This window comes from Rhizobium sp. TAL182 (assembly GCF_002117725.1).
GTDB lineage: Bacteria > Pseudomonadota > Alphaproteobacteria > Rhizobiales > Rhizobiaceae > Rhizobium > Rhizobium esperanzae.
Map to the genome: position 1 here is coordinate 2,691,564 of NZ_CP021024.1, position 13,596 is coordinate 2,705,159.

Annotated in this window: 18 protein-coding genes; 7 read left to right on the forward strand and 11 right to left on the reverse strand. The window is 59.0% G+C overall.

The annotated features are described in order from the left end of the window. Positions 1-157 precede the first annotated feature (157 nt). Together Tal182_RS13500 and Tal182_RS13505 are read left to right on the forward strand one after the other, a co-directional pair. Positions 158-1,156, forward strand: a complete 999-nt coding sequence (locus Tal182_RS13500) for a glycine betaine ABC transporter substrate-binding protein (protein WP_085860928.1) — start codon at positions 158-160, stop codon at positions 1,154-1,156. Between the two features lie 32 nt (positions 1,157-1,188). Further along, the gene (locus tag Tal182_RS13505; protein WP_064803224.1) at positions 1,189-1,536 is read left to right on the forward strand and encodes a hypothetical protein; all 348 of its coding nucleotides are present in this window, start codon (positions 1,189-1,191) and stop codon (positions 1,534-1,536) included. Between the two features lie 45 nt (positions 1,537-1,581). On the opposite strand, the gene Tal182_RS13510 is transcribed toward Tal182_RS13505, so the two are convergent. Both Tal182_RS13510 and Tal182_RS13515 read right to left on the reverse strand, forming a co-directional pair. Beyond that, complete coding sequence (locus tag Tal182_RS13510) at positions 1,582-1,737, reverse strand: entericidin A/B family lipoprotein (protein WP_011425752.1); 156 nt, start codon at positions 1,735-1,737, stop codon at positions 1,582-1,584. 99 nt (positions 1,738-1,836) lie between these two features. Next, the gene (locus Tal182_RS13515) at positions 1,837-2,736 is read right to left on the reverse strand and encodes a LysR family transcriptional regulator (protein WP_064691940.1); all 900 of its coding nucleotides are present in this window, start codon (positions 2,734-2,736) and stop codon (positions 1,837-1,839) included. Between the two features lie 114 nt (positions 2,737-2,850). Here Tal182_RS13515 and Tal182_RS32735 point away from each other — a divergent pair, with 114 nt between their 5' ends. Beyond that, positions 2,851-3,063 carry a hypothetical protein gene (locus Tal182_RS32735; protein WP_085859740.1) on the forward strand — a complete coding sequence of 71 codons (213 nt, stop codon included), beginning with the start codon at positions 2,851-2,853 and terminating at the stop codon, positions 3,061-3,063. 101 nt (positions 3,064-3,164) lie between these two features. Here the strand turns inward: Tal182_RS32735 and Tal182_RS13525 are convergent, their stop codons facing one another. Beyond that, positions 3,165-3,773, reverse strand: a complete 609-nt coding sequence (locus Tal182_RS13525) for a LysE/ArgO family amino acid transporter (protein WP_085859741.1) — start codon at positions 3,771-3,773, stop codon at positions 3,165-3,167. 100 nt (positions 3,774-3,873) lie between these two features. On the opposite strand from Tal182_RS13525, the gene Tal182_RS13530 reads away from it, so the two are divergent. Further along, entirely contained in the window at positions 3,874-4,767 is an 894-nt protein-coding gene (locus tag Tal182_RS13530) for a LysR family transcriptional regulator ArgP (protein WP_085859742.1), read from the forward strand. 64 nt (positions 4,768-4,831) lie between these two features. Here the strand turns inward: Tal182_RS13530 and Tal182_RS13535 are convergent, their stop codons facing one another. Both Tal182_RS13535 and greA read right to left on the reverse strand, forming a co-directional pair. Continuing rightward, positions 4,832-5,191, reverse strand: a complete 360-nt coding sequence (locus Tal182_RS13535; protein WP_085859743.1) for a hypothetical protein — start codon at positions 5,189-5,191, stop codon at positions 4,832-4,834. Positions 5,192-5,321: 130 nt separating this feature from the next. Beyond that, positions 5,322-5,804, reverse strand: coding sequence for a transcription elongation factor GreA (gene greA, locus Tal182_RS13540; protein WP_085859744.1), 483 nt, complete (start codon positions 5,802-5,804; stop codon positions 5,322-5,324). 242 nt (positions 5,805-6,046) lie between these two features. Between greA and Tal182_RS13545 the strand changes: the two genes are divergently transcribed. Then, positions 6,047-6,766: an MgtC/SapB family protein gene (locus Tal182_RS13545; protein WP_064810591.1), complete on the forward strand. Its 720-nt coding sequence runs from the start codon at positions 6,047-6,049 to the stop codon at positions 6,764-6,766. Between the two features lie 21 nt (positions 6,767-6,787). On the opposite strand, the gene Tal182_RS13550 is transcribed toward Tal182_RS13545, so the two are convergent. From Tal182_RS13550 to Tal182_RS32250, 3 genes are all read right to left on the reverse strand, one after another. Further along, positions 6,788-6,973: a DUF3008 family protein gene (locus tag Tal182_RS13550; protein WP_020921551.1), complete on the reverse strand. Its 186-nt coding sequence runs from the start codon at positions 6,971-6,973 to the stop codon at positions 6,788-6,790. A gap of 81 nt (positions 6,974-7,054) precedes the next feature. Further along, positions 7,055-7,288 (reverse strand): DUF2171 domain-containing protein, encoded by a 234-nt coding sequence (locus Tal182_RS13555; RefSeq protein WP_064803238.1) that lies wholly within the window; start codon positions 7,286-7,288, stop codon positions 7,055-7,057. 317 nt (positions 7,289-7,605) lie between these two features. Further along, positions 7,606-7,761 carry a hypothetical protein gene (locus Tal182_RS32250; RefSeq protein ID WP_164517746.1) on the reverse strand — a complete coding sequence of 52 codons (156 nt, stop codon included), beginning with the start codon at positions 7,759-7,761 and terminating at the stop codon, positions 7,606-7,608. A 238-nt stretch (positions 7,762-7,999) separates the two neighbouring features. Between Tal182_RS32250 and Tal182_RS13560 the strand changes: the two genes are divergently transcribed. Both Tal182_RS13560 and Tal182_RS13565 read left to right on the forward strand, forming a co-directional pair. Then, on the forward strand, positions 8,000-8,191 hold the full coding sequence (locus tag Tal182_RS13560; protein WP_085859745.1) for a hypothetical protein: 192 nt from the start codon (positions 8,000-8,002) through the stop codon (positions 8,189-8,191). Positions 8,192-8,473: 282 nt separating this feature from the next. Continuing rightward, the gene (locus Tal182_RS13565; protein WP_041678677.1) at positions 8,474-9,493 is read left to right on the forward strand and encodes a GlxA family transcriptional regulator; all 1,020 of its coding nucleotides are present in this window, start codon (positions 8,474-8,476) and stop codon (positions 9,491-9,493) included. A gap of 265 nt (positions 9,494-9,758) precedes the next feature. Here the strand turns inward: Tal182_RS13565 and Tal182_RS13570 are convergent, their stop codons facing one another. The 3 genes from Tal182_RS13570 to Tal182_RS13585 all read right to left on the reverse strand — a co-directional run bounded on the left by Tal182_RS13570 (position 9,759) and on the right by Tal182_RS13585 (position 13,568). Beyond that, positions 9,759-11,090 (reverse strand): diguanylate cyclase, encoded by a 1,332-nt coding sequence (locus tag Tal182_RS13570; protein ID WP_064803258.1) that lies wholly within the window; start codon positions 11,088-11,090, stop codon positions 9,759-9,761. Between the two features lie 186 nt (positions 11,091-11,276). Next, positions 11,277-12,107 carry a response regulator gene (locus Tal182_RS13575; protein WP_064803260.1) on the reverse strand — a complete coding sequence of 277 codons (831 nt, stop codon included), beginning with the start codon at positions 12,105-12,107 and terminating at the stop codon, positions 11,277-11,279. Between the two features lie 936 nt (positions 12,108-13,043). After that, positions 13,044-13,568, reverse strand: coding sequence for a DUF6428 family protein (locus Tal182_RS13585; RefSeq protein ID WP_085859746.1), 525 nt, complete (start codon positions 13,566-13,568; stop codon positions 13,044-13,046). Positions 13,569-13,596: the final 28 nt, after the last annotated feature.

The following is a 13,596-nucleotide window of genomic DNA, read 5'->3' on the forward strand; positions in this document are numbered from 1 at the left end:
CGCGTAGGCTTCAAAAAAATACGCCATTGCCAAATTTGGTCTGCGACGAGTTGCCGGAGCCGGTAGGACGGCGCCCGTGAACGGGAAAAACCAGTTGCGGCATCGCCGCCAGGTGAATCCCGGCAGCACGTTGCCTAAGAACAATTCGGGGAAGACGATGAAGACGCTTTTGATTTCTGCCGTCTTTGCCGCGGCTCTTTTTAGCGCGACCGCGCCGGCCGAAGCCGCCGAATGCGGCAAAGCTTCGATCGCCGAGATGAAATGGGCCTCGGCCGGCATTGCCGCAAACTTCGACAAGATCATCCTAGAAAAGGGCTATGGCTGCTCCGTCACCATCGTCGACGGTGACACCCTTCCGACCTTCGCCTCGATGAATGAGAAAGGCACCCCCGATATCGCTTCGGAATACTGGATCAATTCCGTCAGGGCGCTGCTCGATCAGGCCATCAACACCGGCCGGCTGGTGCAGGGCGCCGAGATACTCGCCGATGGCGCGGTCGAGGGTTGGTTTATCCCGAAATTCATTGCCGACGCCAATCCCGATATTCGCTCGGTCGAGGACGCGCTGAAGCACCCCGAGCTCTTTCCAGCCGAGGATGATCCGTCGAAAGGCGCGGTTTACAACTGTCCCGCCGACTGGAGCTGCCAGGTATCGACCACCAACCTCTTCAAGGCCCTCGCCGCCGACAAAAAAGGCTTCGAACTCGTCGAGACCGGCAGTCCCCAGCGGCTCGACGCCTCGATCGCCCGTGCTTTCGACAACAAGATCGGCTGGCTCGGTTATTACTGGGCGCCGACCGCTATCCTCGGCAAATACGACATGACGCGGCTGAGCTTCGGCGTCAGTCACAACAAGGCCGAATGGGACCGCTGCACTGCGGTTGTCGGCTGTATCAGGCCTGAGCTCAATTCCTATCCGGTCTCGCGCGCCTTCACGCTGATGACCAGGTCCTTCGCCAGCCGCGCCGGACCTGTCACGACCTATCTCAGGACCCGAAAATGGGACAATGAGACGATCAACCAGGTGCTCGCCTGGCAGGATGAAAATCGCGAAAGCAACGAGAATGCCGCTATCTATTTTCTGCGCAATTACGAGAACCTATGGATGAAATGGGTGCCGGCCGATGTAGCCGAAAAAGTCAAAGCGAGCTTATAACGGCAGATGACACCAACGACCGGACGATTCGAATGACAGGCAACGTTCCCTTCCCCGACCGCGATACCGTTGCGGAAAAGCTCGCCGCGCTGTCGGAAGCGGACAAGTCATATCTGGCCTTGCTCATGGAAAACGCCGCCCAGGACGACAACCTGCTCGACGGCCTGCGACGCCATCTCGATCATGCCGCGGAATCGCGCTTCCTGAACTCGCTGAAGCTCGAAAATCTTGGACTGTGGCTCGGGACCCAGGCGCCGCATCGCCTGCAGATACGGCTGACGGAAACCGCCCGATCGAGCCAGCATCCCGCCTACCAAGCCTTCCGGACCGGTCTGAGCCGATCCGGCGGTCTCGAAAAGGCATATCCTGCGGTGCCTTGATCCGGCCTCGGATAGCCTGTTCAATCCGGCAAAGCGGCCGGCCGATTACTTCCTCGCAGCCCGGTCGACCGAGCGGCCGGCATCCTGGGTGGCGTTGACGGCGTTCGCCGTGTCTTTTCCCATGCCGCGGATTGTGTTGCCGCAGGAGGAAAGAGCAAGAAGAACCATGAAGGCTGCGGCAATTTTGGCCGTTGTCGTCATTTCGAATATCCTTGTTTGAAATCAACCCCGAACGGCACTCATGCCATCCGCGCCGATAACGCACAAGGGAACAAAAGGTTCAGCGGGAGAAGGACGTCCTCAAGCGGCGACGGCCTTCGCTCTTTCGGCAAAAGCACTGCGGATGCTGTCGGCTACCGTCTCGATCGGTCCCGACATTTGCGAGGCAGTCAGCAGGCGGATATCGAAGGAGCCGAGCTCCGGCAGTCCTTCCTGCAGGCCGAGGATGGTCATGTCCTCGCTGACATAGGAGAGCGGCAGCGGCGCGATGGCGAGATCGGAGAGCACGGCGGCGCGTTGCGCCATCGTATGGCCGCTGAGATAGGCGACGCGATAAGGCCGTTTGTTGCGTTCGAGCTGGGCAAGCGCCTCCTGCCGCCAGATGCAGCCATCCTCCCAGATCGAAATCGGCAGGGGATCGCGCCGATGCGCCGAGCCGCACCTTGCGCCGGCCCAGACCAGCCGCTCGCGGAACACCACTTCGCCACCGGTCGGAAACGGCCGAGTCGCGCAGTTGATCAGCGCCAGGTCGAGCCGCTGCTCCTCCATGCGCTTCTTCAGCCCGACGCTCATGTCGATCGTCACGTCGACCATGATGCCGGGATAACTTTCGGCAAAACTCTTGAGGATTCTCGGCAGCAGCCGCTCGCCGATATCCTCCGGTGCGCCGAGCCTGACGACACCGGTCAATTCCGGCATGATGAAGCGCGACACCGCCTCGTTCGACAGCGCCAGAATGTTGCGAGCGTAGGAAAGCAGCATTTCGCCATGGCGCGTCAGCGTCACCGAGCGGGCATCGCGTAAAAACAGCGTTGCGCCGAGCTGCTCCTCGAGCTTCTTGATCTGCATGGAAACCGCCGAAGGCGTGCGGAATACCGCTTCGGCAGCGGTGGAAAAATTGCCCGTCTCGGCAATGGCGACGAAGGTGCGCAGCACATCGTTGTCAAGCAAAGGAATGGGACGGCGAAAGGGAAGGCTCATCGTCGCATCTTTCAATTTTTCTGATCTTTAACCCCATATCATTTTGTTTGATTGAATGTCAATCACTCCCCATAGTCATGCGTATCGGAACTGATGCAGCGAAGGAGACTGGACATGGCGCAATCAAGCAGCTGGAATATCCTACAGGCCGTTTCCGCATTCAAGTCGAGACGGCGCAGGGATGCGAACCACGAACATGCGCTGCGGGAGTTGAAGCGATTTCCGTCGCACCTGCTGGCTGATTGCCAGCGTGAAATGGAGTTGCCGCTCCTCAACGCGGCAGCTCGACCGAAGCGGGTTCTGAGGATCGTGGAATCGCGTGCATAATGCGGATCTTTGGCTCGGATCAGGGCAATCAGGTCTTCTGACGGCATTGCCGTTGGAACTCGGCGACACAGGGCCAGGCCGATGGCCTCACGGCCATCGGCTTACATCCTGCCTATTAGCTTGAAGGCTATAAACCACATCGTCGCAGCGACGAGCGTCTCGAGCATCCGCCAGGAGGCCGGCCTGGAGAAGATCGGCCGCAGCCATGTTGCGCCATATCCGAGCGCAAAGAAGAACAGGAAGGAGCCGGTCACGGCGCCTGCCGCAAAGGAAGCCTGCTGTCCTGGATAGCGCGTCGATATCGTGCCGAGCAGCACGACCGTGTCGAGATAGACATGCGGATTGAGCCAGGTCAGTGCGAGGCAGGTCGCAAGCGTCCGGGAAAAGCTTGTCGTTTCGGCTTCCGCCGCTGTGAGCACAGCGGACGACCGTAAGGCGGAATAAAGGCTCTTGGCTCCGTACCAGGCCAGAAACGCGGCTCCCCCGTAGCGCATGACCGGATTGAGCCAGGGAAGCAATCCGGCGATCTGCTGGAGGCTGGTCACACCGAGCATGATCAGTACGGCGTCGGATAAGGCGCAGGTGAGGCAGACGGCGAAAACATGTTCATTGCGTAGGCCCTGGCGAAGGATGAAGGCGTTCTGCGCGCCGATTGCGACGATCAGGCTGAGGCCCATCATCAGGCCCGTGACATAAATCGAAAAATTCATCGTTTCGGCAACCGCTCTCAACTTCGATGGAGTTGCGGTATCGCCTCAAGTTAGATTAGTCTAATTAATCTCTCTCATCCTGATTAAGCGATATTAATCCATGCTCGACTATCCCGCACTTCGCGCCGTTGCAACCGTCGTCCAGACCGGCAGCTTCGAAAGGGCGGCGACCGTGTTGAACGTGACGCCTTCGGCGGTCTCGCAACGGGTGAAGCAGCTCGAAGAACGCCTCGGCGTCATCCTGATCGCCAGAGGCACCCCCTGTACGGCGACCGAAAAAGGAGAATGGCTCTGTCGTCACGTCGAGAATGTCGGCATGCTGGAGGCCGAGCTTTTCGGGCAGTTGCCGGCTCTCGTCGATCCAGACGAGCCACGCCAAAGGGTCACGCTTCAGATCGCGACCAACGCCGACAGCCTCGGCACATGGTTCGTGGAGGCCATGTCGAATTTCTCCAAAACCTCGTCCTATCTGTTGAATGTCGCCGTCGACGACCAGGATCACACCGCCGAATGGCTGCAGCGCGGACGGGTGATCGCAGCCGTCACCAGTCTGGAGAAGCCGATCCGGGGATGCCGGCGCTTCGCCCTTGGAACTCTCCGTTACAATGCCACCGCGACACCCGGTTTTGTCGCCCGCCACTTCCCGGACGGCGTGACATCGGAGGCGATCCGCAACGCTCCGGCCCTGACCTTCAATCAAAAGGACAGGCTTCAGAGCAGTTGGGTAAGGCAAACCTTTGGCCAAGATCTGGACTACCCCACACATTGGCTGCCCTCGCCGCAAAGCTTCGTCGAAGCCACTCTTTCCGGCATGGGATGGGGAATGAACCCGACCCAGCTCACCCGCGCTCATCTCGCATCGGGGCGGCTCGTCGAACTTGTTGCCGACACGCCACTGGACGTCCCGCTCTACTGGCAGATAAACCGCCTCGCCGCCGACCGCCTAGCGGAGCTGACGCGCGAAGTCGTCGCCGTGGCGAAGCGCCGTCTTTAATTGCCGTCAGGCATGCCTCTTCTCCGGGCTCCGCCCCGGCAGAGGGATTTAGTCGGTTGAGCGATCACACATAGGCCGTGCGGCAGCCGAACCCGCTGGTCTCGTCAAAATTCTTGGTGCCGATACGCTGGCTTTCGCCCGAAAGCTCTTTCGGAGCTTCGCCGACGGGCTTTGATGCGGCAGACGACTGAGTTTGGCTGCTCTCGCTGGATTCGAGCTTGGCAATCTTGGCTTCCAATGTCTCGATCGATTTTTCGATCGTCGCCTTTTCCTGCTCGTCTTGCGTCTGCGATAGGGCTGCCTGCTTTTCGGCAAGTTGCGCCTCAAGAGAGGCAAGCTGATCAGATGAACCGGAAGACGAGGTCGAAGCGGCTGAACTCAAGATGGTGGATGCAGAACTGGAAATTGGGCTGACCATGAACATGACCTTCGGTGACGGAATGTCACCCTCTAGCCCAGGGCCAGTAAACATCCGATAAATAAAGTACCATCCGGTACGATTTTCATGATAGTAATCTCAGCGTTCCGAACTCGGCAAATTTTGACGATCTTCTCTAGGAAATGGCGATAACCTCCAGCTCCTGGCCGCCTGTCTCCACCACATCGCCGACAGCCTTGCCCATCAGCAGCCGCGCCACGGGAGAGACGTAGGAAATCGATCCCGCCTTGGGATCTGCTTCGTCTTCTCCGACGAGCCGATAAGTCTGCACGCGGCCGTCGTCGCGGCTGAAAGTGACCGTATTACCAAAGGCAACCACGTCGGCTGACGGTGGGTCAGGCATGAGCTGCGCCGTGCGAAGTCTGGCCGATAAGTATCGGAGATCACGTAAAGGATTGGCAGCCTGGCGCCGCCGTTCGTTTACGTCTTCGATGGTGCTCGTCGCATCATAGGCCGCGCGCGCCTGCTGAAACTGCAGTTCGAGAGCCCTCAATCCCGCTTCCGTGACGAGGTTGGGATGCGGCGAAATTGGCCGGTCCGGCAACAGGGTTTCCGAAGCGGTTTCGAAACTCTCTTCCTTGGTGAAGGCAACGGCCAATCAATGACTCCGTTTTAGACGCTAAGAGCTCTTATGGTCAGTGGGGATTGTCCCAGTCCGAAACCATACATACACCGACCGCCTACAAACCGCCAATCTTGCCCTGTTGCAAAAGTCTGCAGCCCGAGGCTCCGGAACGTCCGGGCCGACATTGCGTTTATCTCATCCGGATGCACTGTAGCGCAGGAGGAACGAATGCTCGGCCGGCAGCGAAAGAGCGGCAACACAGTCAGGATCAGATCATGCCTTCATTCCTGACAGATGCGATGCCGCTGACGCCAAGCTGGTGGGAGATCGCCTTACGGATCGTACTGACGGTGGTCGCGGGCGGTCTCATCGGCCTCGACCGCGAGCGCGGCGGTCACCCGGCGGGATTCAGGACCACGATCCTGGTGGCTCTTGCCGCCTGCCTGGCGATGATCCAGGCAAACCTCCTTCTATCGACCTACGGAAAGACCTTTAGTTATTTCACGCAGATGGACGTGCTGCGCTTTCCCCTCGGCGTGCTGACGGGCGTCGGCTTCATCGGCGGCGGCGCGATTCTGAGACGTGGCGACACGATGACCGGCGTCACCACGGCCGCGACTATGTGGTTCATGACCGTCGTCGGTCTCTGCTTCGGCGGCGGCCAGATCCTGACGGGGACGGTGGCGACCGCCGTCGCCTTCATCGTCTTGTCGCCGATGAAGCAGCTGGATCTATGGCTGCGTTGCGAACAGAAGGCAACACTCGTCATTCACGGCACCGAAGCCGAGTTGCCGGAACTGTCTGAGGTGCTTGGACCGCTGGGTTGCACTGCCCAGTTCGTTTCTTTTGGGCAGACCAGCGAGGGCCGCCCTGGTGTCACGTTCGAACTGCGCTGGATGGCCAAGGACCGTGACGGCTCCGCCCGCGCGATTTTCGACGCCCTTTCAGAGGCCTATCATGTCGCGGGATTTTCCATGCTTTCGACCTCGACATAGGTCTCGTGGGCTCTTGAACGATCATTTCGAGACATGCTCGGGTTTGCCCTTGGTCTTGGTCGACGCGAATTCCTCAAGCTGTTTTTCGCTCATGGATTCTTCCATCTGCTTCGAAGCGCCTCTGAGTTCCTTCTTGGGCGTCTCTCCGCGTTTGGCTGAAAGTGCGGCACCTGCCGCCTTCTGCTGGGCTTTGGATTTGGCTGGCATTTCGATCTCCTCTCGTCCGGACGAGGAATGGGGGCCCCCTTGCAGGACGAGGCCGCAGCCTGAGCCGCAGCCTCTCACTCCTTAATTGATGGTGGCCCACTGGCTGCGGACATCCCGGGCACTCTTCGACAGGTGAACATGGGCGTCGACGTGATCGACCCAATCGAGCGGAATCAGATGATGTTTGCCGTCCTCCGAGTCGGTTTTCGTCAGCTTGATGCGGGTCGGCCCGTCAAGCTGATCCACCGTTCCGACGTGAGCGCCATCGGCAGCCCGCACTTCCATATGTTCACGGATCTGATCTGCGGAAATCATCGTTTCCTCCTTTGCATCATTGGCAGTTACCAAGCGGCAACGGAGTGGGAGCGGAGTTGGTTCCAAGCCATCTGGCCACAGGCCACATTGTGACGGTCGATACTAAACAGATGAGGTCTGAAACAATGAAATTGACACGGATATGCGATTAACGATTCACATTTCAGCTGCCCTACCCCAAGACGACGGTGTCCTAGCGATCCGTTATCGAACCGGAAGACCCCCTCCCGCGGCGTGCAACTCCTCGACGGTGTCGACGTCTATGACAGCCGACTCGCCGATTTCCACCTCGACGCGGGCTACGTCATGACCGTGAATCAACTGACGGCCTTGGCACCGAAAGCAGCGAGAACAGCGTCGGCCCGCAAGAAAAGCTTGCGCCACCCGCCGCCGACGAACGGCGACATCAGGTGGATCTTTTCCTTGTCGATGCCGAGCGTCGTTGCGAAGTAGCCACGCCACCAATCGATCATCTTATGAACCTGCAGTATGGCGCATACCGCTTGGTTGGATCGCCAGCTGTCCTCTATTTCCGACAGGTGGGAGCCATGAGGCCGTTGTCGGAAGGCCCGAGATCATTCAATATCGTTGATGTTATCCATAAACTCTATTCGTTTGAATGATGGGTCCGCGAAGCCCATATTAGCAGCATGGACATGGACGAGCCTCCCATCGACGACCATGCCCCTGACCCAGGAAAGGAACTGGATAATGACCACGCTCACCTATCGGGGTGGTGGCACCTCCGGCGAAGGCCGCTTCGATCTGGGCCACTACGCCCATAAGCTCGTGCTTGCTTGGACGCGCTGGCGGACCGCCCGTGAAATTGAAGCCATGCCGTTTGACGTCCGCAAGGATATCGGCTGGCCGAGCACCGACGACAGCAAACACCGGACCATGTAATGAATGCGACATTCCTCCTGAGATGAGGGCGGCGTCTGCCTCGCGCAACGCCGCCTTTTTCGTGCTCGCCGTGCCGTTTCCAGCCGTCTTCAGTCCCGAATTTCAGCCGCCTATAAGCCTGTTTTCTGCCCCAACCGGCGATATGACCGGTCAAATTCCGGTCAATGTCGCATATTTGCTCTTCTCGGCCGCATTTTTCCATGCCACTGTCGCTTTTAGGACATCGGCGCGACGCATTCCGCGCAACGAATATGTCATCGCCCCTCGAGCATGGATTTCGCTATGAACAGGATGCAGATCAAGAAGCGCTCACTGGTCTTCTTTATGGTACCGCAATTCACCATGCTGCCCTTTTCGGCAGCGGTGGACACCTTGCGCATCGCCAACCGCATGCTCGGCTATCAGGCCTATACCTGGCGGCTTGCCTCGGTCGACGGAGAGAAGGTCTATTCCTCCTGCGGCATCGGCATCGAGGCAAACTCCTCGCTCGCCGAGGAACGCCGCCATCTCGGCGGCGAAAACCGTCCCGGCATGGTGCTCGTCTGTTCCGGCATCGATATCGAGGAGTTCAACAACAAATCCGTCAATGCCTGGCTGCGTGAATGCTACAATCGCGGCGTCGCCGTCGGCAGCCTCTGTACGGGCGCGCATGTGCTTGCGCAGGCCGGTCTTCTGAACGGCAAGCGCTGCGCCATTCACTGGGAGAACCTGCCCGGCTTTTCCGAAGCCTTCCCGCAGGCGGAGGTCTATGCCGATCTCTACGAGGTTGACGGCAACCTCTATACCTGCGCTGGCGGCACCGCCTCGCTCGATATGATGCTGAACCTGATCGGCGAGGATTTCGGCGAAAGCCTCGTCAACCGCATCTGCGAACAGCACCTGACTGACCGCGTGCGCAATCCGCACGACCGCCAACGCCTGCCGCTGCGCGCTCGTCTTGGCGTGCAGAACGCCAAGGTCCTGTCGATCATCGAGCTGATGGAAGGCAATCTCGCCGAGCCGCTGTCGCTGATCGAGATCGCCGATGGCGCCGGCCTCTCCCGCCGCCAGATCGAACGGCTGTTCCGCCAGGAGATGGGCCGTTCGCCGGCCCGCTACTATCTGGAAATTCGCCTTGACCGCGCGCGCCACCTGCTGGTTCAGTCCTCGATGCCCGTCGTCGAGGTCGCCGTCGCCTGCGGCTTCGTCTCGGCCTCGCATTTCTCCAAGTGTTATCGCGAACTCTACCATCGCTCGCCGCAGCAGGAACGCGCCGAGCGCAAGATGACCATGGCGACGGCAAGACAGGCGGTTGCGGCTTGAGGCATCGGAAGGTCGCCGAATGATGCTAAGGGCCGTGCCGGCCCCTTGCATCCGCCTGCCGGCACCGACCGGGGTCGAGCCACTGGTCTCGACCCGTCCTTCGGCCCCCCGCTTGCGGGGCGAAGGGGATATGCCGCACCGGCTTCCTCAACCTCAACGCTGCATTTGGCATGTCCCCTCGCCCCGTGTAAACGGGGAGAGGGTTAGTGTGAGGGGCGGCCATTGGCGCAAACCGGACGGCGGTGGCGAGAGGCTGAAAGCAGCCCTACTGCGCCACCTCCTCCGTCATCCTGGCGTCGGAATAGACCTGGTTACGGCCGCGGTGTTTGGCCATATAGAGAAACTGGTCGGCGGCGTTGAGATAATTCTCGAAGGTTTCGTAACTGCCGATTTCGGCAATCCCGATCGAGATGGTGACGCCGAGTTCCTCGTCGTCGGCCGTTACCTTCAGCCGCGAAATATCCGAGCGGATCTCGTCGCAGAGCTTGGTGGCGGCGGCCGAATCCATCTGCGGGAAGAGGATAGCGAACTCCTCGCCGCCGAGGCGGGAGAGCAGGTTGTCACTGCCCTCGAAGATCGTGAACAGCCTGTTTGCAACCGCCTTCAACACCTTGTCGCCGATCTCGTGGCCGTATGTGTCGTTCAGCCGCTTGAAGTGGTCAATATCGAGAATGGCGACCGAGCTCGGCACTTTCAACCGCAAGCACTCGTTCACCAGCTTCGGGCCGTTGTCGTAGAAATAGCGGCGGTTATAGAGGCCGGTGAGATAGTCGCAGGCTGCAGCGGCCCTCAACTGGCGCATCTGCGCCAGTGTTTCCGCATTGTTGGCGATGCGGCATTGCAGCTCCTCGGCGACGAAGGGCCGATAGACGAAATCGCTGGCGCCGGCTTTGAGGAAACTCGCGGACAGCATACGATCGTTGGAGGAGGAGACGCCGATGACGCGCAACCGGTCCGAACCGAAGCGATGGCGGATGCGCCGTGTCAGCTCGTAACCGCTCATATCGGGCATGTGATGATCGGTGACGACGAGTTCGATATCGCTATAGGCTTCGAGCGCCGCCAGCGCCTCGAGCCCCGAGCTTGCCTCGACGACCAGATATTGCTGTGCCTTCAGGAGATCGACGAGAACCTGGCGTACCGAGACGACATCATCGACGACGAGCACCCGCGTCTTGCGGTTGGAGATCGCACGGCGGACGGTGGCGACCAGATTGTCGAGCGCGAACTCATTGTCCTTCAGCACGTAATCGATGACATTGCGCTCCATGATCTTGTTGCGCGTATTGAGATCGAACGTGGCGGTGAAGACGATTGCTGGAATATCGTGCTCGATCGTGCAGTCGAGCGCCTCGCCATAGGGCGAATCCGGCAGGTTGAGATCGACGACTGCCATGGTGTAGCCGTGACCGTCTTCGGCAAGTTCCCTGCGAAGCGCTTTCAGCGACGAGCAGGATTTGACGGCAAGGCCAAGTTCCGTCTGGAACCGATGGCAAAGCACGGCGGAAAACATTCGGGAATCTTCAACCAGAAGTATCTTGAGCCCGCCGGAACGCAGCCCGAGCCCATCCCGCTGAAAATCCGCCTGAAAAGCCACAGCCGCTATTCCCCCCTGCGCCTTACGGGCTCGACTCGGCCCTCCCCCCGGCGCGGCGGACGATAACCGAGAGGCTCATCCGCGTGAAGGGGACAAATATTCATATTACCTGTAATTGCAAAAATCCAGCGCCCGGCAGCGCCGATCGCCCCCGGCTTCCTCGCGATCAAGATCCCGGAAGAGCCGTCAGGCAACCGCCCGCTCCTTGCGCATGGACTGGATCTGCAGCAGCGTGTCGAGATTCTGGTTGACGCGGCAGTAGAACTCCTCGTCGATGAAGGGACGCAGCATGAAATCGTTGCCGCCGGCCTTCAGAAACCGCGCCGAAAGCAGCCGGTTCGAGGACGAGGAAACACCGATGATACGCAATTCGTGCGAGCCGATATGGGCCCGGATGCGCCGCGTCAGTTCAAATCCGTCGATATCGGGCATATTGTAATCGGTAATCATCAGACCGATATCGCGATTGACCTTCAGGGTCTCCAGCGCCTTGGCGCCGTTTTCGGCGGTGCTCACTCGGAAATTATAGCGCTTCAGCCGGCTCGACAGCAGCGCGCGCGCCGTCGCGCTGTCGTCGACGATCAGCACGTGATGGCGATGATTGGTCAGGAACCGGCAGATCGACTCCGCCAGAAGGTCGACGGCGAAAATATTGTCCTTGAGGATATAGTCGACGATGTCCTTGGCGATCAGCTTGTCGCGCATGCCTTCGTGGAAGGTGCCGGTAAAGACGATGGTCGGTATGGAGAGATCGACCAGATATTCCAGCGCCTCGCCGTTTTCGGCGCCGGGCAGGTTGATGTTCGAGATCGCCAGCGTGATCGGGTCGGAAGACTTGTCGTAGGAAAACTGCAGATCCTCGAAGCTCCGGCAGATCTCGACATCGATGTCGAACAGCTCCTTCAGGCGTTTGCTGATCATGGAGGTGAATACGTTCGAATCTTCCGCGACAATAATCCGCGCACCGGCAAACATTTCCCCGGAATATTGCATCCCCGAAATACCTAGAAACGCCATAAGCAAACCTTTGATGTAAATTCTGTCCCCGAGCCAATTCGATACATCAATTGATTTGAATAATTATTAATCAGCATCTGCCGCTGCGAAATGAACACGCGGCGAATGGTGCGCCTGCGATTTCTTTGCGGATATGATTAAGAGTCTGATTGAGAAAGCGAGATAGCGGACCAGCCTTCGTGTCATGAGCTTGATCATTGCAGCCTGGATGAACGTAGCGCATGCTGCTTCTATCATGTTGACGCCTGGTAGCGGGTGTCCAGATCATTCGATCTCTCCGCGTTTGTCGCACTAGAGTAATTTCCAGACATTCATGTTATGCGTCGTTGACGAATACCACATGAGACGTCCGATGCTGGAAACCAGATCAATAGCCTATGCTGTTGTCAGAACCCGAGGCCTTCTTAGCGTGCTGACGGTCTTGGCAGCGGGACTGCTCTCTGGTTGCGCCAGAATGCCGCCGGTATTCTCAGATGATGGCGCGACAATTTCATTCAAGGGTGAAAAGTTTAGGTATCGGGTTCCTGGTCAAACCGAAGTGTCTTGCGATTTTGATGATCAGCGAAAATTGGCAGTTTGTAACAGTGGCCTAACCTCCAAGTTGGTGGTGGCTGGGCTTCCCTTCCGTGGCGTCGTCTTAGTTGAATTCGATGGGCGGCGATTTAGGCCCGCCGAGCGTCGCTAAACGAGGTCCAAACTGGTTGCCGTCACGCTGCGGGCGATGCGGGTGTTCAGATGGTGGGGATACGCAGGCATTAATCAGACACTGACGGCAAACTCAGCGAGCGCCGGAAATGCGCCTCGATCTTGTGCAGCAATTCCGCACGCATCAGACGGTGAAGCGGACGGCGCCGACATTAGCTCGGCGATGTTCCATCTACACGACCGGCGGTCAGTCAATGATCTTCACATAGCACTCACGTAGCCTCATGCATTCTACGCGCAGCAACCGCTCCTTGCCGCCGCCGGTCCGCAGCAAGCTGCCGCTTTCTTGCTTTCTTCCGCCAGCCAGCGATCGCGCGGCTTACAGCTTGCCGGCCGTGGCGACAGCTCGACATGCACTGCGCCGGCGCGCAGAACCGGCGCCGCGGCACAATAAAGCTGCATCGGCCGCACGCCGTCGCTCACTTCGAAGGTAAGTTTGGCCGAACCGTCGAGCTGCACATGCTCCGTCACCTTGCGGACGATCGCATGGAATTTTCCGGCCGCCATATGCGTGCGCTCGCCCTCCTCGATGTCCCAGAGCTGGATGAATATCTCCGTCCATGCTTCCGGATTGGCGCCGCAATCAAGCGCCGAGAATTGGCCCGCCTTGACCTCGGTGATATGATAGCCCGGCTTCACCGGCCGGCCGTCATAGTGGAAAACCAATGGCGCGTCCTTGTCGCCGGAGAGCGCATCAAACAGCAGGCCGAGGCTGATCTCCTCCGCCTGAATTTTATTGTTGTCGATCGCATTCATCTGCGCTAATCCTCGTTTCAACGATTCA

Coding starts and splice junctions, on each gene's coding strand:
- Tal182_RS13500 (WP_085860928.1), top strand. CDS start 158: ATGAAGACGCTTTTGATTTCTGCCGTCTTTGCCGCGGCTCTTTTTAGC.
- Tal182_RS13505 (WP_064803224.1), top strand. CDS start 1,189: ATGACAGGCAACGTTCCCTTCCCCGACCGCGATACCGTTGCGGAAAAG.
- Tal182_RS13510 (WP_011425752.1), bottom strand. CDS start 1,737: ATGACGACAACGGCCAAAATTGCCGCAGCCTTCATGGTTCTTCTTGCT.
- Tal182_RS13515 (WP_064691940.1), bottom strand. CDS start 2,736: ATGAGCCTTCCCTTTCGCCGTCCCATTCCTTTGCTTGACAACGATGTG.
- Tal182_RS32735 (WP_085859740.1), top strand. CDS start 2,851: ATGGCGCAATCAAGCAGCTGGAATATCCTACAGGCCGTTTCCGCATTC.
- Tal182_RS13525 (WP_085859741.1), bottom strand. CDS start 3,773: ATGAATTTTTCGATTTATGTCACGGGCCTGATGATGGGCCTCAGCCTG.
- Tal182_RS13530 (WP_085859742.1), top strand. CDS start 3,874: ATGCTCGACTATCCCGCACTTCGCGCCGTTGCAACCGTCGTCCAGACC.
- Tal182_RS13535 (WP_085859743.1), bottom strand. CDS start 5,191: ATGTTCATGGTCAGCCCAATTTCCAGTTCTGCATCCACCATCTTGAGT.
- Tal182_RS13545 (WP_064810591.1), top strand. CDS start 6,047: ATGCCTTCATTCCTGACAGATGCGATGCCGCTGACGCCAAGCTGGTGG.
- Tal182_RS13550 (WP_020921551.1), bottom strand. CDS start 6,973: ATGCCAGCCAAATCCAAAGCCCAGCAGAAGGCGGCAGGTGCCGCACTT.
- Tal182_RS13555 (WP_064803238.1), bottom strand. CDS start 7,288: ATGATTTCCGCAGATCAGATCCGTGAACATATGGAAGTGCGGGCTGCC.
- Tal182_RS32250 (WP_164517746.1), bottom strand. CDS start 7,761: ATGATCGATTGGTGGCGTGGCTACTTCGCAACGACGCTCGGCATCGAC.
- Tal182_RS13560 (WP_085859745.1), top strand. CDS start 8,000: ATGACCACGCTCACCTATCGGGGTGGTGGCACCTCCGGCGAAGGCCGC.
- Tal182_RS13565 (WP_041678677.1), top strand. CDS start 8,474: ATGAACAGGATGCAGATCAAGAAGCGCTCACTGGTCTTCTTTATGGTA.
- Tal182_RS13575 (WP_064803260.1), bottom strand. CDS start 12,107: ATGGCGTTTCTAGGTATTTCGGGGATGCAATATTCCGGGGAAATGTTT.
- Tal182_RS13585 (WP_085859746.1), bottom strand. CDS start 13,568: ATGAATGCGATCGACAACAATAAAATTCAGGCGGAGGAGATCAGCCTC.